The organism is Nostoc sp., assembly GCF_036918245.1.
In the GTDB taxonomy this organism is placed as follows: Bacteria; Cyanobacteriota; Cyanobacteriia; order Cyanobacteriales; family Nostocaceae; genus Nostoc.
Map to the genome: position 1 here is coordinate 242,422 of NZ_JBALEF010000056.1, position 19,367 is coordinate 261,788.

A 19,367-nucleotide genomic window follows, 5' to 3' on the forward strand; every position below is an offset into this window, starting at 1 on the left:
AAGTCTAAATCATAGGTTAAACAATACCTTTACCAAAAAGAAAAGTAGGTTTATAGTCGATTCTTAGTTGGAATCACAATCATTGAGAAATAGGGTACTTTGGCTGGATCAACTTCATCTAGGGGGATAATGCGTTGCTGTGATGTTGATGCCCGCTCAATATATCTTGCCCGTGATGCTAACCCTAATTTATGCAGGATATCTCGTACTTTGGTAAAGTGACGACCTAATTTCATAATCGCCGCTGCATCGGTCATCAGCAGATGGGTAGTCAGTTCTTCTGCTGGCAATGGGGCGGGTAAGACTGTGAGAATATCAGTGTAGTAGGTGAAAGGTACACCCAAGGCTACTGGACAAGCCATTAGCGAGGAAACTCCGGGGACAACTTCTGTTTCGTACTGGTCACATAACCGCGTGAACAGATACATAAATGAACCATAGAAAAATGGATCGCCCTCACATAGCACTACAACATCTCGACCTGCTGCTAGATGGTCGGCGATTGGTTCAATTTCCTTATCATAAATAGACTTTGCTTTTTCTGGTTCCAAAGCGCGGGGGAGGTGAAATAGTACCTCGATTTGATTGCCAGGAAGATACTGCGCGACGATCGCTCTTGCAATACTTTCTTTATCTGTGGCTGATTGATAAGCTACCACAGGAGCAGCACGTAATAAACGCAGCGCTTTCAGAGTCAATAGTTCGGGATCGCCTGGGCCGACACCAATTCCATAGAGACGACCTTTGGGTTGCATATTCATTCTTCCTCCGTTGCCAGGGCGTTAACTGCTGCTGCCGCGATCGCACTCCCACCGCGCCGACCGTGTAAGGTTAAAAATGGTACATTTCTGCTATCTGCTGCCAATGCGGCTTTTGATTCTGCTGCACCGACAAACCCCACTGGAAAGCCCAAGATAATCGCAGGTTTGGGCGCTCCTGCATCAAGCATTTCTAACAATCTGAACAGGGCTGTGGGCGCATTGCCAATTGCGATTACTGAGCCTTCTAGGTGCGATCGCCATAATTCTAAAGCTGCTGCCGACCTTGTAGTACCCATATTCTGGGCAAGTTCTGGCACTTCTGGCTCATTGAGGGTACAGATAACTTGGTTGTTTGCAGACAACCTCCGTCTGGTAACGCCATCGGCAACCATTCGGCAATCGCACAGAATTGGCGCTCCTGCTGCCAGTGCTGCCCTTGCGGATTGTACTGCTGTTGGTGAATATCCCAAGTCAGTAACAATATCCGTCATTCCACAGGCATGAATGAGGCGTACAGCAACTTTTGCTACATTTGGTGGCAGCACATCTAGGTTTGCTTCTGACCGGATGATTGCAAAAGAATTACGGTAAATTTCGTTGGCATCTCGGATATAGTCGGGCATTAAATTTGGGATTTTAAATTTGGGATTGACATATAAAAATCAAAAGGCTCAGATTGCCGACTTCTCTAAAAAGGTGGCAATCTTGTTGTTCATAATTGATTGAGGGATTATATTAAATAATTGCTGTAATTGTGCCAGTGCAAATCGATTAGCAAATTCTCCAAAGGACTCATCAGAATTTAAGCGTTGAATTTTATATACATATAGCATCCGCTCTATTAATACAGGTAGTTCGCCAAAAGTTACATATTGATATAGTTCGCGTCCAAATTTCTGATTGCTGTCACCAACATAAACGTGATAGCCTTCCACAGTTCTATTTTCAGCCTTAATGCTGACGCCGAGGAGAGTAATATCACTTTTGCTATGCTGGGCACAAGATTTTTCGCAGCCGCTAAAGTGGATATTAACTGGGTAATCGAGAGTAACGCGAGTTTCAAGATACTCTGCCAATGCCAACGCATGACTTTTGGTGTCAGTGGCAGAAGCGGCGCAACCCTTTTTTCCAGAACAGGCAACTAATCCACCCTTGATGTTGGTTGCAGAGGAATCTAATCCTAATAAAGCAATTTCACTTTGGACATCAACAACCCATTGCTGAGGAATATCTGTAAGGAGCAAATTTTGCCAAGGGGTTAGCCTGAGAGTTCCACTACCGTATTTTGCTGCTAAATCTGCTAAACCCCGCATCTGTCTACTCTCCAATCGGCCAAGAGGCAAGACGACACCAATGTAAAATAAGCCTTGCTGACGTTGGGAATGGATGCCAATATGCTGATATTTCTCTCCCTTGCCTTGCTGGGGGAGTAGGTCTTTTCTTATTTCACTGTACAAAAGAGAAAAAGGTAGACGCTGTTGAACTTCCTGGAGATAATTTTCACAACCCAAAGTATTCAATAACTCTCTCAAACGTAACCGCCGCTTACTCGGAGTATGACTATAAGCTAGATAGACATTTGCCAAAGCTGCTAAGACGGGCAAACATTCCTCTGGTGGTAACAAAATTCCCGTATCGCTGGGCGGTTGACCCTTCTCGCCGACACTGAGATAGAGGCGAAAGTAAACATTACCATTAACTAAGACAGCTGCAAAAGCGATATCATTCAAGCGATCGCCCACCTTAATTATCCCACCACCATCAAAGCAAACGCTAAATTTTGCCGACAGTCCCGAAAGCGCCGGATGTCCAGCAATATAACGATCCCAACCTTGGACAAAAGGTCGAGTGTCGATTAATTCTTGGGGATCGATACCAGCTGTTGGACTGGTCATAATATTGCGGATTTGGTCTACAACAGTATTGTCAGAACCCAATCCCATATTTTGTAGGTACTTCAGAACCTCAGCATTTATCCCCGTGCGGATTTCACGAACTTGTAGGTTAGCTCGATTAGTCACATCTATATAGCCGCCACCGTGCTGTTCTGCTATATCTGCGATCGCACGGCATTGCGGAGTACTAATAATTCCACCTGGTATTCTAAGGCGAGATAATATACCATCTGCGGCGGGAGTAGCATAAAACAAGCCAGGACAAGTGGCAAATCCAGAAACCAAACTTAAAACTCCTTCCCCGTGCAACGCAGGGAGTAGACGGTGAGTGTGTCTTGATAAACATCCTGAGAGTTGGCATTCTGACTTGGGTCATCCCATCACAGCTGCGGCACAGTCCCGGAATTTCACCGGAGTTTCCCAACTCCCAGCTTTAGTAATTTAGATTTTGTTTAGGTTATAGATTTCAACCAGACATCATCCAGATAATCATCTTACATTACTATAGCCAGAAATTTTAACTGAGCTTATCCACTGCCAGTCGAAAGATATAGCTTTTGAAGCTAGTCTATAAATTAAATTTAGTCATGGCTCAGGCAGGAATGCTTGAGCCTTTTTGCTGCAAAACTTGCTTTAGAAAAAGTTAGGCGATCTAAGTTGAGGTTTTTTCGTACTGATGCTTTTTGGAATTTGGAATTTTGAATTGCTTACACAGGCTGTGGTTTGAGTAAATCTGTTTTGGTAACAAATTCACTGAATGTACTTGCAACCTGCTGCGGTAATGCGATCGCTGGAGTTTGTAATGGCAACCTGGGAAATAATAATTCAGCAACTCGATATGCTTCTTCAAGATGGGGATAACCTGAGAAAACGAAGGTATCAATTCCTAAATCGGCATATTCCAGCATTCGCGCTGCAACTGTGTCTGGATCTCCGACTAAGGCAGTCCCAGCGCCCCCACGCACTAAGCCAACACCTGCCCATAAGTTGGGGCTAATTTCTAAGTTTTTGCGATTACCATTGTGTAATTGAGCCATGCGGCGTTGTCCTTCTGATTCAGACTCAGCAAACCGCCGATGTGCAGCAGCTATGGTTTCATCATCTACATACTGAATCAGTTCATTAGCTGCATCCCAAGCTTTTTGCGTAGTTTCGCGGACTATGACGTGCATCCGAATCCCAAAGCGTACCGTTCTACCTTCTTCTGCTGCTAATTGGCGTACCTTTGCAATCTTTTGGGCAACTCGATCTGGTGGTTCACCCCAAGTTAAATACACATCAATGTGTTTAGCAGCAACTTGGAGCGCAGCATCTGAAGAACCACCAAAATATAAGGTGGGATAAGGCTTTTGTACGGGAGGAAATTGGAGTTTTGCGCCTTGAACTTGCAAGTGGCGACCACTATAGGTTACTTCTTCACCTTGCATGAGCGATCGCCAAATTGTCAAAAACTCATCCGTGAGTTCATAACGCTGATCGTGATCTAAGAAAATCCCATCTTTTGCAAGTTCTTTTGTATCGCCACCAGTGACAACATTCAGAATAATTCGACCATTAGAAATTTGGTCAAAAGTAGCAGCCATTCTCACTGCCAAAGAAGGCGACATAATTGCCGGACGAAAGGCTACAAGAAACCGCAAGCGTTCCGTAACTGAAATTAATGAAGTAGCTACAATCCAAGTATCTTGTTTTTGTCCAGTACCAATTAACATCCCGCCATAGCCCAATTTATCAACAGCTTGGGCGATTTGCTGCATATAGGGATAAGTGGCTGGTCGCCTACCGATTGTAGTACCTAAATAACGCTCATCTCCCTGTGTCGGCAAATACCAAAAAACTTCCATTTTCCTATCTCCTGGCACTATTTCTGGCTAATGGTTTCCGGTGTTATAGCTGCATATTGTTCGCTAGTCAGCATCGCTTCCTTAATATTGATGGGTTTAAGAATCACTTTTTCCTTGGCAAACAAATCTGCAATTCTCTGTTGATTTTCCATGATTTCTGGCGTAATTGGTCTTAAACCGTAAGTTCGCCTTTCAACCATTGTTGTTAAAATATCTTCTGACTTATTTGGCTAATATTGGCCTATGTTCAGTCGTAGAGGCGCACAGATGTAGATGTGCGCCTCTAGTGTTGTATTGCTTCCAACCTAAAAATTTAGACTTTTTGAAGCTGAAGGTTCTTTTGGAATAGTTCTTGAACATTTTTCCAAGCATCGGCAGCAGCTTCGGCATTGTAGCTGGCGCGATGGTTGCAGAAAAAGCCATGTCCTGCTCCGGGATAACGGAAAATAGCATGAGTAATCTGATTTTTCTTCAATTCAGCCTCAATCTGTTCTGTATGTTCTAAGGGGATTCCCTGATCATCAAGACCAAAGAAGGCGTAAATGGGGCCTTTAATCTCTGGAGTGCTCGTGATGGTTGGTTCTCCACCGCCGGGAGTTGAGTTGGGAATACCGCCACCATAGAAGGAAGCTGTAACTTTAATATCTGGTAAGGTGGCAGCTAGATAAACGACATGACCACCAAAGCAGAAACCAATGGAGCCGATCGCATCTCCTTGCACATTTGGTAAGGTTCTTAAGTAGGCGATCGCAGCCTTAATATCACTCAGTATTTCCTCTGCTGTTGTCTGCTCCTTATACCCTCTTCCTTGCTGGATATCTTCAGGGGTATAGCCACCCTCAAAACCGGGGGCGGTGCGTTGAAATAAAGTCGGTGCGATCGCTACATACCCCTCTTTGGCAAATTTCTCAGCAACTTCCCGAATGTGAATATTAACCCCAAAAATTTCCTGAATCACGATCACGGCTGGGAAGGTTCCCTTTTGTGCTGGTTCAGCTAAGTAAGCATCAATTTGCAAATCTCCGTTAGGGATTTTAACTTGAGCAGTGTGAATTTCTGTGTTTGTCATCTTAGGATTAGCCTGTAATTGCTTTCAGCACGCGATGTTTTATGGTAATTTTTGTGCAATACTACTTAAAATATATCGATTTGCCGTAGTTTTAACAGTAGTATTTCACAAACAATGTGCAAAGGCAAGTCCTTTGATTTAGAGATGTAGATGAATATAAGACCATACCAAGAATCTGATGCTGAATTAGTCAGTGCTTTGTGGGATGAGGTGTTTCCTAATAATCCGTCACACAGTAGCCCAAAATTGGTAATCAGTCAGAAGCTTGCTGTACAGCCTGAGTTATTTTTCGTTACTGAGATTAACTCTGTAATTGTAGGCACTATCATGGCAGGAGATGACGGGCATCGCGGTTGGCTATACACAGTTGCGGTCAGTCCTCAGTATCAACGGCAGGGTATTGGTAGCAAGCTAGTGCAGCACGCAGAGAAGGTATTGATAGCGATGGGATGCTTCAAAATCAATCTCCAAGTTCGCGTCTCCAACGCAGAAGTAGTTGAGTTTTATAGAAAACTTGGCTATCTCATTGAAGAACGCATCAGTATGGGAAAGGTTGTCGCATAGATGTTTGGTGAGTTTGAACAGAAAAACTTTAGAAATACGCCAGTATTACGGCAAAAGGTGATTATAGCGTTACCAAATTTAACCCAAATTAGGAGAAAAATTTATGAAGCTTAATGCAGTTCATCATATTCAAGTAACCTATCCTTTTGAAGTGGAGGAAGCAATGCTATCTTTCTACAGCGGAGTTTTGGGACTGACTGAAATTGCCAGACCTGATGTCATCAAAAATGATTCAGGAGCGTGGTACAAGTTGGGAGACATTGAACTACACGTTAGTAGAGAGAAAAACGCCAATAACCAAGCATCTAGACGGCATTTTTGTTTCCAAGTCGATAACTTGAACGCCTTTGAAGAACACCTAAAAGAGCATGGGATAGAAATTATTCCCGATCAACGACCACTTCCAGGATGCGTGCGGTTTTTCCTCCGAGATCCCGGTGGGAATCGTATAGAGATTGCAGAGTTCGTTAAGAGTACTTTTGCACAGCAACAAAATCGACACCACTTTTCAAATTCTCAACACCCATCAATCAATTCTCAATAAGCAATCGATTTTGTAGCCTGAAACCCTTACTGTGGAAACAATCGACACCACTCAACGAAGTTATGGGGTTTTCAAGCTTTTGGTGAGTGGTGTCGATGAGTTCAATACACTTCAAAAAAGGGCATAGCAGTTTACCTGTGCTTGTGAAGATTTTGTCAATCTGACTCCTGAATTCTGATTGCTGAATTCCTCTTCAAATCAACAATTTTCTCCTGATGTTTCACACGCACCAATACTCACCCAAGTGCTAGAACCATCTTCCCAATGTTCTTTCTTCCAAATGGGTGCTTGATGTTTGAGCGTATCAATAGCATATTGGCAAGCTTCAAACGCCTCACTCCGATGAGGAGAACCCACAGCTACTAAAACGCTGATTTCCCCAACTTGCAAACGTCCAACGCGATGATAAATCGCAACTCGATTCACATCAGACATAGATAAGCGAATATCAGCAGCAATTTGATAAAATATCCGCAATGCCATCGGTTCATAAGCTTGATACTCTAGAGCAATCACAGGTTTACCATCAGTTTGATTGCGAACCATACCACTCATCACAACCACAGCACCATTGGCTGGATCGTCAGATTTGGTGTAGATTTCTTCCAGAGATAATGGCGCAAAGGTAATGGCAAAACTATCTTCTGATCTTGGTTTAACAGCAGAGGCAAGTGTGGTTGTCATAACTGCGTTGATATTATATAGGTTTTTTCTATTGTCTCTGAAGAAAGCATTACTTAGCACCGGGAGAAGAAGCGAGCGCGACTCTGTGTATAGTCGATCGCGTACCACACCAAATCAATCCCCAACAAGTGGAAGCATTGCAAACTCTTAGCCGCGTGGTAGTTAGACAACTAGAGAGCCGGCGGAACTTAGTTGAACTGGCAAGCATCAAACAGGAGTACAAGCAGGTACAAGAAGCATTACACCAAAGCGAATCTACTTTGGACAATCTAGACGATCGCAATCATATCTACCTTTAATCTCTTGATTGAAAAAGCTGCCAATTGAGTCAGAGGAATGTAAATCTTCCCAAGTATCCTCGTCTACGCCTAAGTATTGATAAACCGCTCCACTTTGAAACTCAACTTGCAAAATCTGTTCGTTGTGATCGTAGCCTACAGCCATAGCCATTGATGAGACAACTGGTAGCATGACAATTGGTTCTTCTTCAAAGGGTAATGCAGTCGTTTCGGCAATCGCTTCGTTTAGTTCTTGCAATCCTTCATAAGCCTGTATCGGTGCCGGAATTTCCAAAAACTCTAGTTCGTTACCTCGGTCGAGCAACAACTGCAAATATCCATCAGAGTGAGCGATCGCTACTAAACTGCTCAAGTCTACCTTAGATAGCTTCATTTATTTTGTACTCTCCTATTGGCGTAGTCGGGAGTGGTAAAGTTTTATGCAACATTTAAGCGCTTTTATAGTACATTTATACTATAAAAGCGCTTTGCCGTCAAGTTTTTTCTCCCAAGCGAGAATTTTAGGTGCGTGGAGACGCTTTAACAAAGCAGCACAAAATGTTTTTCTCTGACATCCGGCGAAATACTTACGATTAAGCTTGAGTGAATGGGAGTGTTTGAGTCACCTGTGGCAGCAATCTCTGCTTTGTGAGGAGAACTCAAGAGGCGAATTGAAAAATTGCATAAATGTTCAACTCGCCTCAGTTCAGTACTTGAAAATTTCAACCAATTTTTTCTGTTTCTAGGCTTAAGGAGTCTCTATTGCTCTTTGTGTCATTCAATTAGCTCACCCTTTTGGGTGAGTCATAGATCAACCGATCAGATGACCTGATTGAAGGAAGTTGAGATTGATAATAAAGAGGACTCTATTAATAAAGAATACCGATTGCATTTTACCTAAATATAACTTATGAAACTTGCTACCTTAATAAATTCTGCACTGATTTTTGCTTCTATTACTTTTGTACCTGGAATCGCTGGCGCTCAAATAGCTACTATCAACAATAGTGAAATAGCTGTTAACTTTAATAATTTATCCACTAACTCGACTTCTGCGAATTACCTCCAGCCTTCAAATCTAGTTGCTTTTGCTTATCAAGGAGGTCTGCAACAACATGGTATTCCTAGCGGAGAAGCGCTAATACTTAAAACTCAGAATAGAAATATAATTGCGAAAGATTTGGTTAAAGCTGCTGTTAATGCAGATAAATTACCATCACAAGTTTTAAACGATCAAAATTATCTAAGTGCTGTGAATTCAGAACTCAATGCATTGCCAGATTATGCTGCTGCTGATTAATTTGGTTTTTCTTATATTTTTTAAGAAAGCTAAGTTTTTCAGCATGGTATATTCATGTGCTTGTTAACAATAATAAAAATTTTTTATACACTCTGATGCTGCGTATGTAATAAAGTTTGATATTGAAGAAGAATTTCTCGATTTTGACATAAGTTGCACTTATTCTGTTTTAAAGCCGCAGAAAATTGTATAATCAACAGCTTATCGATCAAAAAGTTCTATAGAGAATGACAGAAGTAATAAGATCCGGGGGACTAAATAATATTGAGTCCATTGAGTTTGAAGAACAGTGCTTAGAAAAAGCCAGAGAAACAGGCGATCGCAATCGGGAAGTCATTTCTTTGGCAAGTTTGGGCAATGCTTACCAGTCACTAGGCGAGTACCACCTAGCAATTGAGTTTTATCAGCAGTGGTTAAATATAGCTAAAGAAATAGGCGATCGCTTAGAAGAAGCCAAATCTTTATCTGGGTTGGGTAACGCTTACCAATCACTGGGAAAATACCAACGAGCGATTGAATTTTATCACCAGTGGTTGAGTATTACCAGGAAAATAGGCGATCGCACTGGGGAAGGTATTTGCTTGGGAAGTTTGGGTAATACTTATGAATACCTGGGTAAGTACGAGCAAGCGATAGAGTTTTATCAGCAGTGGTTGAGTATAACGAAGAAAACAGGTGACTGGACTGGGGAATGCATAAGCCTGGGAAGTTTGGGCAATACTTATGAATCATTGGGATCTTACCAACTAGCAATTGAGTTTTACCAACAATGGTTAGGGCTGGCAAAATTCATCAGCGATCGCAATGGTCAAAGCATGGCCTTGAGTGGATTGGGCGGTGCTTATAAGGCTTTGGGACAGTACCAAAGGGCGTTTGAGTTTTATCAGCATTCATTAGAGATCAGAAGGGATCTTGATGACCGAAATGGGGAAGCAAACACCTGGTTTAATTTGGGTTTGGTGTTAGAAAAAATCAATCGAGAATCAGAAGCGATGGATGCCTTTTGCAATGCTGGTGAAATTTATCATGCAATCGGACTCGATGCCAGCCTGCAAGATTGTAACCATGCCATTGAGTTTCTTTCTCAAAATGTTGCAAGCGCAGCATCTACCTTCTGGTTGAGGAAATGGTTAAGTCATTTGTCGCAGTTGATCAAAACTGGTTCTAAATGAACAGTGGTGAGTTCCGAGTTAAAAGACCCTTTTAATTCACTCAGGACTCACCACTATACTTATTGAATACTGCAACTGAGTTATTACGATCAAAAGAAAACACAGAAAACGGGTCTTTTCGATTCCCCATCTCCATTCCAGGAGTGCCTACAGGCATTTGAGGAACAGTTAAACCAACAACATTTGGCTTTTCTTGAAGCAGACGTTTGATATCGTCAGCTGGGACGTGTCCTTCGATGATATATCCATTAACAATTGCTGTGTGGCAAGATGACAAGTTATCCGGCACGTTGTACTTTTGTTTGACTCTTTCGATGTCAGGCGTATAAAAATCCGTGATTTTAAAACCCTGTGCCTTTAAATGCTCAATCCACCCGCCACAACAGTTACAATCGGGACTGTGATATACAGTGGCATTTAGCACTGTTGATTTTAATGGTGTCTGTTGCTCCTGGATGTGCCTACTGGTAAAAACAGCTTGAGCATGACTCATCGGAGCAGTGCTTCCCAAGATGCTCAACACCCCTAATGTTAGAACCACTATTTGCACAGTGGCAGACATCAAGATGGGAAATAACCATTTTTGCCAGCAGTAAATCAATTGTTTGTGCGACATCTGATACTTCCTAAATACAATATTACTTCCAAAATACTCTGTGCTTACTTTGCGCCCCTCTGCGTTTAAAAAGACTACAATTTTACATAATAAAAGAGATATGAGTAAAATTAAATATGTGTTATCTATAACCATTGTAGAAACATAGCAGTGCTACGCCTCTACATTCATTTTTGCTCATATCTCTAAAACTGTACTATATCCTATCAAGCAAAAGCGATTCCTTATTAGTCATTATATTTTCATAAAAACAAATGGAGCGATGTCTACGACGGGCTACGCCTACGCTTTTTTTGAGGCGATCGTCCCATGATTGATATTTTGGTGGCTAGTTCACTTCTATTCTGGCTTTTTGTACCAATGCCCATCATCGCCTTTTTCGTAATCGCGCTTTACCGCACCCCAAGCGACTCGAAAGGCACTTTCTTTTCCACCAGATTGTTCTTGAGCGCTGTTAAATGCAGCCAGAAAAATTTCTTGGGCGTGCTTGGGTAAGTTTTATTTGACTGAATCTGGTAAGTCTGCAATTTGTTTGTAAGTCATAACTTTTATTTCCCCAGTCTCATATTTGTCCTTTACTTTGGGGTGAAAAGCCATGTTTGATTCTGCCTTCATTCAGTATCAAATCTTTGGAAGTTTTGAAGAGTTTAAAACCTTTCTCAGCGGCGTATTGGTAACAGCGATCGCGCAATGCTTGTATTGGTTGAAAGCCACGGGCGATGCCTGCGGTGGTCACTGAGCTTTGTCGTTCGCGCAGCGTCTCGTAGAGAAGTGCGGGCTACGCCTACACTCAATTCTGAGGCAGTACTTTCAGCGAATCAATACCGCTGAAAACTGTCGCAATTTCGTCTAACAATTACATGTCTTAAATAATTCGTAATTGAATTATTAACTACGAATTACGAATTACGAATTATTAATTACTTAAAGACTAATTGTTTGTGGCTTGAAACTCGATGCACTATCCCAATAATTAACCTGGTTAATATTTACCTTCAGCAAAGCAATATCAGGTTCGTCTAGTCCTTTAGGAAACCAGGTTTGAAGTTCTGGTTTCCATAGCTCTCGCATCTTGTTGCGCTCTTTCACAAGTTGTGCTGTACCTGAGATAGAAACGTATCGCTGCTGTTCGGATGACGAGAAACTAACATTGACCTGCTCATAGTGTTCAATTTCAGTCACCTTATGGGAACCAGCATAAGTAAAGAACCAGAGTATGCAATCAGAGTTAATCTCACCACTCTTTGACATGGGGTAACTATGCAAACTGCCATCATCATCGACTGTGGTAAACATACCATAATCAATATCTTTGATTAGTTCATGCAGTTTTTGAATCTGTTGATCGCGGTCTGTAGAAGTTGTCATTGTTTGTACTTTTTTATCTATTTGTTCTCTGGGCTGTAATTTTTGATTACAACCAGATTTAATGTTGATAAAGTTATTTTTCAGTATTAACCTTTTTAGTTTCGATTGCGTGAGCCTAAAGGTGTAATTATAATAAAATTAGCTTTTTTAGTTATATCTATAGAGATATTGTTTAAGATCCACTGGTTTCTTTTTACATACAGCAGAATTCAGAATGGGCTAGGCCCTGCTACGCTAACAGGAGTAAGACACGCTTTCTACTTGGTTAACAGACTTAGGTTGTGTACCTCATCAACTTGAAATCTGCTGTAAGTTATAAGCATAGTAAACTTAATTCCGCATTATTTCTTTAGACATAAATTTTATCAGTTTTGCACCCAGCTAAATTTAAACTTATCTATAACTTTAGGCTGATGAATATAACTATTAACTACGCTTCTAGTTAGACATATTCTGTAAGTACAATTTTTAGTCTGCGTTCTCAGCACTGTTGATGTAAATAAATGTGATTTTCATAGGCAAATTGCTGCTTATGATCACTTATAGATAAAATTGATGTTTGTTGAAAGTGAATTAAGAGATTATTGATAACAATCAAAACCAGATTTTAGAATTGCGATCGCTTCGCCAGGGCATAGCTCATCACCAATGATTAGTGGGGCGATCGCAGTTTAAAAATAAAATTAATTCAGCTTTTTTCACTACTGCATAATTTCAATGACTTTATTAATTTTTCAGATTTAATTTGACCTGCTTGGTATAATAGAATTTGCTTAAACAAATTATGCGACTGTGAAATTTTAGATGTCACAGCAATAGCGATCGCCACTCATGACTTTTTATTCGCGTATTAAAGTATTAAAATTTACCCAGCAAAGTATTCTTACTCTAAAATGTTAAATTTATACCCTCTGAATGAGCCTCTTCAACCCATAGCAGGAGTATCATTTTCCATTCAGCATCTACTATAAACAATTAGGAAATAAAATTGCAGTATATCTGCCTTTAAAATTATGGACTGGAAGTACAGGTGGAAAAATGGTTATCGGCCAAGCCGAGATGAAGCAGCAAAAAATCCTCATTTGTTAGATGAGAGTCAGTTCGAGAACGAACAAGACCGAAAGCTTGCTGAAGAAACTGCAAGGAAGCATTTGGGCGTGCCGGCATCAACCTTAGACGAAGATCAATCTATACTACCTCATGCAGCTTCGCCTAATGCCAAGATTTAATCTTAAGACATAGGCATTTTTTGCTTATCTCTACTCCATACCATTATCAAGTTTAACAAAATGCAGATTTATCAACTTTTCAGTCGATTAAACAATAAAAAATTTCCTAAGTTACTCACTCAGACAGTAGCTCTAGGCGTAGGCGCTATTGTTCTATTCTCAACTACTAATGCTAATGCTGCCGAGCAAGTTGTTTTAAAGTATGGTACTTTTCAGGGGCAAATATCTGTTGAAGAATTAAGTCAGTTTACAGAAACTGGCAAAACTACCCCAATATTAAGAGCTTATTTACAGGCGGCGCAACAAGACCCCGCAGTAGCTCGTAAGGCACTGAAAGCTCCAATAAAAGCTGATGCTGCCTTTTTAAATAGCTTACTAGCTAGTTGGGCAGGGCCAATTTTAGTTAACCAAATTGGTGAGGTAGTTCACCCTCCAGCAGGACAACTAGATCAGCAGGCACTGCGAAGCGCTTTAAGTGCATCTATTAAACAAAATGGTGAAGTTACACTACTTGGAGCCATTCAGAATTATCCAAATACTTCTGTTGAACTTGAAGGAGATCGTCTCATCTCTGTTTATGAACGCCTAAGCAATCTTGCAGAACTCTTATAAGGGTCATTTAGAGACAATGCAGTTGTCATCTTATGATTGATTTAGTATCTCAATAGTCGTAAATTTTAGTCACGCTCGCGATCAATTTAATACTGATGAGTCTATCTTAGGGTTCATACCCTATTACTTAGAAATTCCCTAACCTAAATGTAGAGTTTAGTCTAAGAATAGGAAAAGGATTTTTATGACAAGCGATGTTTCTAGAGATACTAACAAGAATGTGAATGGGTCACTGATAAGTGGTGTTATCCTGAGTGTTTTGGGGATTATTGCGATCGCAGCACCTAATTTTACCACCATATTTGCCGAAACTTGGATTGCCGCGATCTTGGTTTTCGCCGGATTTACAAAACTAGTTTATGCCACTCAAACCCGCGAGAGAGGGGGTTTTATTTGGAAACTTCTCTTGAGTGGACTTTATATTGCAACCGGCATTATGCTGTTTGTTTACCCTTATACGGGTGTTCTTACATTGACTCTGTTACTTGGCACATTTTTGTTGACTGAAGGCACATTCGAGTTAATTCTGGCATTCAAGTTGCGTCCACAAGAAAACTGGACGTGGCCATTAGCTAATGGCATTATTACTCTTGTGTTAGGTGCAATGATTTGGTTCCAGTGGCCCTTCAATGCACCTTGGCTTCTGGGTACACTAGTTGGTGTCAGCATTATTTTCACCGGCATCTCACGCGTAATGCTGGCGTTGAATGGGCGTTCTACCTCGAATCCTCCTGACCAAACTGCAAACGCTAGTTAGTAGATAGGAGTGGGGAGATGCAGGACAAGGAAGTCAAAGGTAAAAAGAAAAAAATCTTTTGCCTTTTTGCTTCTCAATGCCCAATGCCCAATGCCCCATTCCCAAACTTGAGTAGTCAAAGTTTACAAGATATTGCAGCAGCGATGCCTACGGCTGGCTATGCCTACGCCAACAAAATTGCTAAATTAACTAAGGAAATCAAAATCAAGGCCAGCTAGCTGCAATTAACAATGGTATCTATTGCTACTCCATTCTCGGATATTCAAAACCATTGGGCACGCTCATTTATTACAGCCTTAGCCCAACGTGGTATTGTCAATGGGTTGCCTAATGGCACTTATCGCCCCGATAATTCACTTACCCGTGCTGAATTTGCTGCTATTATCGCCAACGCATTTGGGACAGTTTCCAAGAAGCGGCAGTATGTTCCCTTTGTTGATGTACCCACAAATTATTGGGCAGCAGCCGCCATCAAAACAGCTTACGAAAAAGCATTTATTAGCGGGTTTCCTGATAAAACGTTCCGTTCTGCTAACCGAATTACTAGAGTTGAAGTCTTGGTTTCCTTGGTAGGAGGCTTAGAAATTGCCACCAAGGTAAAACCTGACCTCCTCTCAAAACTCTCACAAATTTATCAAGATTCTATTCAGATTCCTGAGTATGGTAGAAATCACGTAGCTATTGCCACCAGCGCTGGCTTGGTGGTTAGTTTCCCAAACATCAAATTACTCAATCCTAATCTTGCAGCTACCCGTGCCGATGTGGCAGTGATTATTTATCAAGCTTTGGTGTATTTAGGTCAGGCAGAAAAAATTGCCTCTAGTTACCTAGTACAGGCGCAAATATTTACGCCCACGCCGATACCGATACCAACTCCAATTCCAACGCCAACACCCACACCGACACCTGTCAATAGCGTTAAAGTAAATCATAACCGGGAGTTCCGGGGGGCATGGGTAGTATCTGTGTGGAATGGTGATTGGCCTTCCAAACCGGGACTTTCTGTTGCTCAACAAAAAGCTGAACTTACCGAGATTATTACTAAATTACAAGCGCTAAACTTCAATGCCTTGATTTTCCAGGTGCGACCAGAGGGAGACGCTTTGTATGAATCTAGATTAGAGCCTTGGAGTGCTTGGATTACAGGAACTCAAGGGAAAGCACCAGAACCATTTTACGATCCTTTAGCGTTTGCGATCGCAGAATGTCATAAGCACAATCTTGAACTCCATGCTTGGTTTAACCCTTACCGCGCTAGCACTTCCACCAACCCAGCAAAAACAGTCCGTCCCCACATAGCAGCTACCAATCCAGAAAGCGTTTATTTGTGGAAAACACAACGCTGGATGGACCCAGGACTAAAAATAGTTCAGGATAGGGCGTATAACGTAATTCTCGATGTAGTGAAGCGCTACGATGTTGATGGCATTCACTTAGATGATTATTTTTATCCATATCCCATTGAGGGACAACCTTTCCCCGATGATAAAACCTACGCTGCATATAAAGCAGCTGGTGGTACACTCAGCCTTGGCGACTGGCGACGGGACAATGTTAACAAAATGGTACAGCGCCTTTGGCAGGGAATTAAAACAACCAAACCCGACGTTAAATTTGGTATTAGTCCTTTTGGGATTTATCGCCCCGGACAACCCGCTGGTATTACTGGATTGGATGCTTACAACGTGCTGTATGCTGACTCAAAGAAATGGTTAGAAGAAGGCTGGATTGATTATATCGCTCCTCAACTTTACTGGCGCACAGACCAACCACAACAAAGTTATCCAGCGTTGCTAAAGTGGTGGACACAGGTAAACACAAAGCAAAGACACGTTTACGCTGGCAACAATTTGACAGAACCAAGCAACAAGAGTCGAGAGAGTGATGAGATTGAAAAACAGGTGAAAATTAGTCGTAGCCAAGCTGCACAGTTATCACTGGGGAATATCTTCTTTAATCTCAGTGTTTTGACAGAAAATAGTCAGGGCATTGCTGATAAATTCCAAAGTCTGCTGTATAACAAACCTGCCTTACCACCGACTTTGCCTTGGCAGGATACAACACCACCATCTCCACCCATTGGACTACAAGTCAATAACCGCAAACTGAGTTGGCAGCCTGGAGATAATCAGCCAGTTCGTTCCTGGACACTTTATCGGCTGAGTGGCGATACTTGGACAATTCAACGAATTTTGTCTGCTGGTACAACCTTCGCTACCGTCCAACAAGCGGGAACCTATGCCGTGTGTGCAGTGGATAGATTAGCCAACGAGAGTGTGGGAACAGTTATTACAGTTAATTGAACAAAAGTGCTGCCCAGATTACCCACAACTTTTATGGATACAACTCACGAATAGGGGTCTGACTCTTCAAGATAAAACCACTCTAATAATAATAGTGTAACTGCGGCATTAAAACCATCATCACCCGCTCAAACACTGATGCTGGAAATTTTTTGAATAATTAACTCTTATAAGCAAAAAGCAATTTTTAACCTTTTCATAACTTAAGATTAACCAAAATTTATTCGGTATCAGCTCTAGAATTTTTGAAGTAAACATTGTACAAAAAAGCTAGGACGTACAGGATGTAAATTACATGAGTCGAAAAGCCAGCAAAGTGTTTATACAGTCTGGGGTGATTCCTTACAGAGTGAACAATGGTAAAGTTGAAATCTTGCTAATTACAACCCGTGACTTTCAACACTGGGTGATTCCGAAAGGAGATATTCCTAATGGCATGAGTCCGCCTGCTTCAGCAGCCAAAGAGGCGTGGGAAGAAGCAGGAATAATTGGGCAAGTAGATGCAAATGAACTGGGAACTTACAAGTACCGCAAACAAGGCAAAATTTACTGCGTCAAGATGTATTTATTATCAGTCGATATGCTGAGTGAAGATTATCCCGAAGCAAGTAAAAGAAAACGGCAGTGGGTAGAAGTGAATAAAGCTATCAGGCGGGTTAAGTTTAATTCACTCAAACGAATCCTTAAAGGTTTTTTCCAGGTGAAATCTGAATTTTGTGCATTACGACGTTAAGTAGTAGACATAATAAATTAAACTATATTATACAATATAAAATTAATTAAAGGTTTGGAGCCGTTGACACAAACCTTTGTTTATTCACACCTACTTACTTAAATCCATAGTAAAGCTACCCAAGTTTTTATACCGACAATTCCATCAGCCTGCAATTTCTTAGATGTTTGGAAACTAATAATTGCATTCTTAACTGACTCAGAAAAACGCCCATCAATGGCATCAGTATATAATCCAATATCTTTTAATTGCTGTTGTAATTGTTTTACTCTTAGCCCAGAATCTCCCAGCTGCAATCCATTAAATCTATTCAAATCGGCTCGACCACTAACACCAGTTACACCAGATATATCACCTTCATATTGATGGATTAAATATTGTCCCTGCCAAGCACCAGGAATAGTTGGGTTTCTAGTTCCGTAGTGGGCAATCCATAACGGATAATTAGCAAAATCAGATGGATTACCAAGTTCTGTCCAGAAACTGGGGAAAGTATAAATAATTGGTTTGATTGGTTTTTTTGTTTGTTGTAGAAGGGCTTTTTCTACCTCTGCCAACCACTGTTTAGCTGCATTAATTACAGCTTGACCATTTACTTTGTCAGTTACCTCTACATCTATGACTGGTGGTAAGTCTCCCGGTTCTAATTTGCCCAAAGTTTTTAAGAATTCCTTCGCTTGCTGAACCGGGTCAGATGTATGGGGATGAAAAAAATGATAAGCACCCCGAATAATACCAACTGCTTTCATGGTCTGCCAGTGATGAGCAAAAGCAGAATCTTTGATGCTAGCTCCTTCTGTGGCTTTGACAAACGCAAAAGTTTTACCAGAGTTTTTTACTGCCGTCCAATCTACTCTGCCGTCTTGATCGGCAACATCAATTCCTTCCATAAAATTTTTTTAACCTTTTTGATTAGTACAATACTGAACTTATCAGAGGCTTTGATTAAATTTATGCTTTTTCTGGGTCTTTAAGTAAATTACAGAAAGTTACTAGGGTTGAGTGTTAGCAGCTTGTACTGGAGTCACTCTAACTTTGCCTGTACAAGGCTTGATTTGTTCTGTAAGGGTAAAGTGCTCGTAAGCATTAGGAGGTGTGATTTGAATTTTACTAGACATTGGGCAGTTTTTCTCTGGGGAACTAATGTGGTTGTATGCTATCTGAAATGAGGCTTGTTTGCCAGGAGCTAGAGTTACTTGTTGTCGAGGTTGCTTACTTGAAAAGTAAGTGTCCTGGGAGCGAATAACTTTAATCCCCTGCAAAGGTTGATCTTTTGCATCCAGTAGTCCCAATCCTGGATAACCGTAGAGGTTGCAAGGGGATGAGCCGTTATTAGTGAAGGCGTAGGTAAGTGCAACATTTCCAACGCCAGCATCTTCAGAGACTCGACGCACTGACAATTGACTAGTTTCACAGCGCGTCGGATTCGTGGCAGTAGTGGCTTCAGGGGTAGAATTCTCTGTAGTTTTTTCAATCGGTGTGGGTGTTGAGGTCAACACAGCTTCTTTCGTCGGCTGTTCAGTAATTGTTGGTAAGGCTTGTGTCTGTTTGGTAACAGAAGGAGAACCGACACAGCCAGTTGTCACCGCAGTCAGGAGCAATAACAGACTGCTTTCCATAAATAGAATTCGCATATCT

23 protein-coding genes, 1 pseudogene and 1 riboswitch are annotated in these 19,367 nt (G+C 41.3%); of the genes and pseudogenes, 11 read left to right on the top strand and 13 right to left on the bottom strand.

The genetic code is table 11. From position 1 onward, the window contains the following. Positions 1 to 50: 50 nt before the first annotated feature. The 6 genes from V7L12_RS16185 to V7L12_RS16210 form a co-directional block, all read right to left on the bottom strand. The gene (locus V7L12_RS16185; protein WP_334928028.1) at positions 51 to 755 is read right to left on the bottom strand and encodes a precorrin-2 C(20)-methyltransferase; all 705 of its coding nucleotides are present in this window, start codon (positions 753 to 755) and stop codon (positions 51 to 53) included. A 2-nt stretch (positions 756 to 757) separates the two neighbouring features. Continuing rightward, entirely contained in the window at positions 758 to 1,384 is a 627-nt protein-coding gene (locus tag V7L12_RS16190; RefSeq protein WP_335085596.1) for a precorrin-8X methylmutase, read from the bottom strand. A 48-nt stretch (positions 1,385 to 1,432) separates the two neighbouring features. Beyond that, a complete protein-coding gene (gene cobG, locus V7L12_RS16195) occupies positions 1,433 to 2,941 on the bottom strand; it encodes a precorrin-3B synthase (RefSeq protein WP_335085598.1) in 1,509 nt (502 codons plus the stop codon). 62 nt (positions 2,942 to 3,003) lie between these two features. Then, positions 3,004 to 3,087: riboswitch (adenosylcobalamin-variant (AdoCbl-variant) riboswitch) on the bottom strand. Positions 3,088 to 3,363: 276 nt separating this feature from the next. Next, positions 3,364 to 4,500: an FMNH2-dependent alkanesulfonate monooxygenase gene (gene ssuD, locus V7L12_RS16200; protein ID WP_335085600.1), complete on the bottom strand. Its 1,137-nt coding sequence runs from the start codon at positions 4,498 to 4,500 to the stop codon at positions 3,364 to 3,366. Between the two features lie 17 nt (positions 4,501 to 4,517). After that, the gene (locus V7L12_RS16205) at positions 4,518 to 4,700 is read right to left on the bottom strand and encodes a hypothetical protein (protein WP_335085602.1); all 183 of its coding nucleotides are present in this window, start codon (positions 4,698 to 4,700) and stop codon (positions 4,518 to 4,520) included. A 113-nt stretch (positions 4,701 to 4,813) separates the two neighbouring features. Continuing rightward, positions 4,814 to 5,569, bottom strand: a complete 756-nt coding sequence (locus tag V7L12_RS16210; RefSeq protein ID WP_335085603.1) for a dienelactone hydrolase family protein — start codon at positions 5,567 to 5,569, stop codon at positions 4,814 to 4,816. 150 nt (positions 5,570 to 5,719) lie between these two features. Here V7L12_RS16210 and V7L12_RS16215 point away from each other — a divergent pair, with 150 nt between their 5' ends. Then, positions 5,720 to 6,133, top strand: a complete 414-nt coding sequence (locus tag V7L12_RS16215) for a GNAT family acetyltransferase (RefSeq protein WP_335085605.1) — start codon at positions 5,720 to 5,722, stop codon at positions 6,131 to 6,133. Between the two features lie 103 nt (positions 6,134 to 6,236). Beyond that, positions 6,237 to 6,677 (top strand): VOC family protein, encoded by a 441-nt coding sequence (locus tag V7L12_RS16220; protein ID WP_335085607.1) that lies wholly within the window; start codon positions 6,237 to 6,239, stop codon positions 6,675 to 6,677. Positions 6,678 to 6,875: 198 nt separating this feature from the next. Here the strand turns inward: V7L12_RS16220 and V7L12_RS16225 are convergent, their stop codons facing one another. Together V7L12_RS16225 and V7L12_RS16230 are read right to left on the bottom strand one after the other, a co-directional pair. Further along, entirely contained in the window at positions 6,876 to 7,361 is a 486-nt protein-coding gene (locus tag V7L12_RS16225; RefSeq protein WP_335085609.1) for a molybdenum cofactor biosynthesis protein MoaE, read from the bottom strand. A 255-nt stretch (positions 7,362 to 7,616) separates the two neighbouring features. Continuing rightward, positions 7,617 to 8,033 (bottom strand): KTSC domain-containing protein, encoded by a 417-nt coding sequence (locus tag V7L12_RS16230; RefSeq protein WP_335085610.1) that lies wholly within the window; start codon positions 8,031 to 8,033, stop codon positions 7,617 to 7,619. 516 nt (positions 8,034 to 8,549) lie between these two features. On the opposite strand from V7L12_RS16230, the gene V7L12_RS16235 reads away from it, so the two are divergent. After that, positions 8,550 to 8,939 carry a hypothetical protein gene (locus tag V7L12_RS16235; protein WP_335085612.1) on the top strand — a complete coding sequence of 130 codons (390 nt, stop codon included), beginning with the start codon at positions 8,550 to 8,552 and terminating at the stop codon, positions 8,937 to 8,939. A gap of 227 nt (positions 8,940 to 9,166) precedes the next feature. Beyond that, positions 9,167 to 10,111: a tetratricopeptide repeat protein gene (locus V7L12_RS16240; RefSeq protein ID WP_335085614.1), complete on the top strand. Its 945-nt coding sequence runs from the start codon at positions 9,167 to 9,169 to the stop codon at positions 10,109 to 10,111. Positions 10,112 to 10,151: 40 nt separating this feature from the next. On the opposite strand, the gene V7L12_RS16245 is transcribed toward V7L12_RS16240, so the two are convergent. Continuing rightward, a complete protein-coding gene (locus V7L12_RS16245; protein WP_335085616.1) occupies positions 10,152 to 10,727 on the bottom strand; it encodes a DUF411 domain-containing protein in 576 nt (191 codons plus the stop codon). Between the two features lie 339 nt (positions 10,728 to 11,066). Then, positions 11,067 to 11,213: pseudogene (locus V7L12_RS16250) on the bottom strand (ChaB family protein); the annotation flags it as partial. A gap of 109 nt (positions 11,214 to 11,322) precedes the next feature. On the opposite strand from V7L12_RS16250, the gene V7L12_RS16255 reads away from it, so the two are divergent. Beyond that, positions 11,323 to 11,466, top strand: coding sequence for a hypothetical protein (locus V7L12_RS16255; protein ID WP_335085618.1), 144 nt, complete (start codon positions 11,323 to 11,325; stop codon positions 11,464 to 11,466). Positions 11,467 to 11,651: 185 nt separating this feature from the next. Here V7L12_RS16255 and V7L12_RS16260 read toward each other — a convergent pair whose 3' ends face one another. Next, positions 11,652 to 12,095 carry a pyridoxamine 5'-phosphate oxidase family protein gene (locus V7L12_RS16260; protein WP_335085620.1) on the bottom strand — a complete coding sequence of 148 codons (444 nt, stop codon included), beginning with the start codon at positions 12,093 to 12,095 and terminating at the stop codon, positions 11,652 to 11,654. A gap of 1,013 nt (positions 12,096 to 13,108) precedes the next feature. On the opposite strand from V7L12_RS16260, the gene V7L12_RS16265 reads away from it, so the two are divergent. From V7L12_RS16265 to V7L12_RS16290, 6 genes are all read left to right on the top strand, one after another. Next, the gene (locus tag V7L12_RS16265) at positions 13,109 to 13,324 is read left to right on the top strand and encodes a bromodomain-containing protein (RefSeq protein WP_335085623.1); all 216 of its coding nucleotides are present in this window, start codon (positions 13,109 to 13,111) and stop codon (positions 13,322 to 13,324) included. A 60-nt stretch (positions 13,325 to 13,384) separates the two neighbouring features. Further along, positions 13,385 to 13,936, top strand: coding sequence for an alpha/beta hydrolase (locus V7L12_RS16270; protein WP_335085626.1), 552 nt, complete (start codon positions 13,385 to 13,387; stop codon positions 13,934 to 13,936). Between the two features lie 184 nt (positions 13,937 to 14,120). Continuing rightward, positions 14,121 to 14,693 carry an HdeD family acid-resistance protein gene (locus tag V7L12_RS16275; RefSeq protein ID WP_335085628.1) on the top strand — a complete coding sequence of 191 codons (573 nt, stop codon included), beginning with the start codon at positions 14,121 to 14,123 and terminating at the stop codon, positions 14,691 to 14,693. Between the two features lie 17 nt (positions 14,694 to 14,710). Continuing rightward, positions 14,711 to 14,911, top strand: a complete 201-nt coding sequence (locus V7L12_RS16280) for a hypothetical protein (protein WP_335085630.1) — start codon at positions 14,711 to 14,713, stop codon at positions 14,909 to 14,911. Between the two features lie 12 nt (positions 14,912 to 14,923). After that, positions 14,924 to 16,996 (top strand): glycoside hydrolase family 10 protein, encoded by a 2,073-nt coding sequence (locus V7L12_RS16285; protein ID WP_335085632.1) that lies wholly within the window; start codon positions 14,924 to 14,926, stop codon positions 16,994 to 16,996. A gap of 295 nt (positions 16,997 to 17,291) precedes the next feature. Then, complete coding sequence (locus V7L12_RS16290) at positions 17,292 to 17,729, top strand: NUDIX hydrolase (RefSeq protein WP_334820825.1); 438 nt, start codon at positions 17,292 to 17,294, stop codon at positions 17,727 to 17,729. 98 nt (positions 17,730 to 17,827) lie between these two features. On the opposite strand, the gene V7L12_RS16295 is transcribed toward V7L12_RS16290, so the two are convergent. Continuing rightward, positions 17,828 to 18,619 (bottom strand): GH25 family lysozyme, encoded by a 792-nt coding sequence (locus V7L12_RS16295; RefSeq protein ID WP_335085635.1) that lies wholly within the window; start codon positions 18,617 to 18,619, stop codon positions 17,828 to 17,830. Between the two features lie 102 nt (positions 18,620 to 18,721). After that, on the bottom strand, positions 18,722 to 19,363 hold the full coding sequence (locus tag V7L12_RS16300; protein ID WP_335085637.1) for a DUF4232 domain-containing protein: 642 nt from the start codon (positions 19,361 to 19,363) through the stop codon (positions 18,722 to 18,724). Positions 19,364 to 19,367 lie beyond the last annotated feature (4 nt).

Bases quoted from the DNA above. Each gene is read 5' to 3' on its own strand.
- V7L12_RS16265 (WP_335085623.1), top strand. From the start codon at position 13,109: ATGGACTGGAAGTACAGGTGGAAAAATGGTTATCGGCCAAGCCGAGAT.
- V7L12_RS16205 (WP_335085602.1), bottom strand. From the start codon at position 4,700: ATGGTTGAAAGGCGAACTTACGGTTTAAGACCAATTACGCCAGAAATC.
- V7L12_RS16295 (WP_335085635.1), bottom strand. From the start codon at position 18,619: ATGGAAGGAATTGATGTTGCCGATCAAGACGGCAGAGTAGATTGGACG.
- V7L12_RS16210 (WP_335085603.1), bottom strand. From the start codon at position 5,569: ATGACAAACACAGAAATTCACACTGCTCAAGTTAAAATCCCTAACGGA.
- V7L12_RS16300 (WP_335085637.1), bottom strand. From the start codon at position 19,363: ATGCGAATTCTATTTATGGAAAGCAGTCTGTTATTGCTCCTGACTGCG.
- V7L12_RS16230 (WP_335085610.1), bottom strand. From the start codon at position 8,033: ATGAAGCTATCTAAGGTAGACTTGAGCAGTTTAGTAGCGATCGCTCAC.
- V7L12_RS16280 (WP_335085630.1), top strand. From the start codon at position 14,711: ATGCAGGACAAGGAAGTCAAAGGTAAAAAGAAAAAAATCTTTTGCCTT.
- V7L12_RS16260 (WP_335085620.1), bottom strand. From the start codon at position 12,095: ATGACAACTTCTACAGACCGCGATCAACAGATTCAAAAACTGCATGAA.
- V7L12_RS16220 (WP_335085607.1), top strand. From the start codon at position 6,237: ATGAAGCTTAATGCAGTTCATCATATTCAAGTAACCTATCCTTTTGAA.
- V7L12_RS16215 (WP_335085605.1), top strand. From the start codon at position 5,720: ATGAATATAAGACCATACCAAGAATCTGATGCTGAATTAGTCAGTGCT.
- V7L12_RS16290 (WP_334820825.1), top strand. From the start codon at position 17,292: ATGAGTCGAAAAGCCAGCAAAGTGTTTATACAGTCTGGGGTGATTCCT.
- V7L12_RS16270 (WP_335085626.1), top strand. From the start codon at position 13,385: ATGCAGATTTATCAACTTTTCAGTCGATTAAACAATAAAAAATTTCCT.
- V7L12_RS16285 (WP_335085632.1), top strand. From the start codon at position 14,924: ATGGTATCTATTGCTACTCCATTCTCGGATATTCAAAACCATTGGGCA.
- V7L12_RS16240 (WP_335085614.1), top strand. From the start codon at position 9,167: ATGACAGAAGTAATAAGATCCGGGGGACTAAATAATATTGAGTCCATT.
- V7L12_RS16245 (WP_335085616.1), bottom strand. From the start codon at position 10,727: ATGTCGCACAAACAATTGATTTACTGCTGGCAAAAATGGTTATTTCCC.
- V7L12_RS16190 (WP_335085596.1), bottom strand. From the start codon at position 1,384: ATGCCCGACTATATCCGAGATGCCAACGAAATTTACCGTAATTCTTTT.
- V7L12_RS16275 (WP_335085628.1), top strand. From the start codon at position 14,121: ATGACAAGCGATGTTTCTAGAGATACTAACAAGAATGTGAATGGGTCA.
- V7L12_RS16235 (WP_335085612.1), top strand. From the start codon at position 8,550: ATGAAACTTGCTACCTTAATAAATTCTGCACTGATTTTTGCTTCTATT.
- V7L12_RS16255 (WP_335085618.1), top strand. From the start codon at position 11,323: ATGTTTGATTCTGCCTTCATTCAGTATCAAATCTTTGGAAGTTTTGAA.
- V7L12_RS16225 (WP_335085609.1), bottom strand. From the start codon at position 7,361: ATGACAACCACACTTGCCTCTGCTGTTAAACCAAGATCAGAAGATAGT.
- V7L12_RS16185 (WP_334928028.1), bottom strand. From the start codon at position 755: ATGCAACCCAAAGGTCGTCTCTATGGAATTGGTGTCGGCCCAGGCGAT.
- ssuD (WP_335085600.1), bottom strand. From the start codon at position 4,500: ATGGAAGTTTTTTGGTATTTGCCGACACAGGGAGATGAGCGTTATTTA.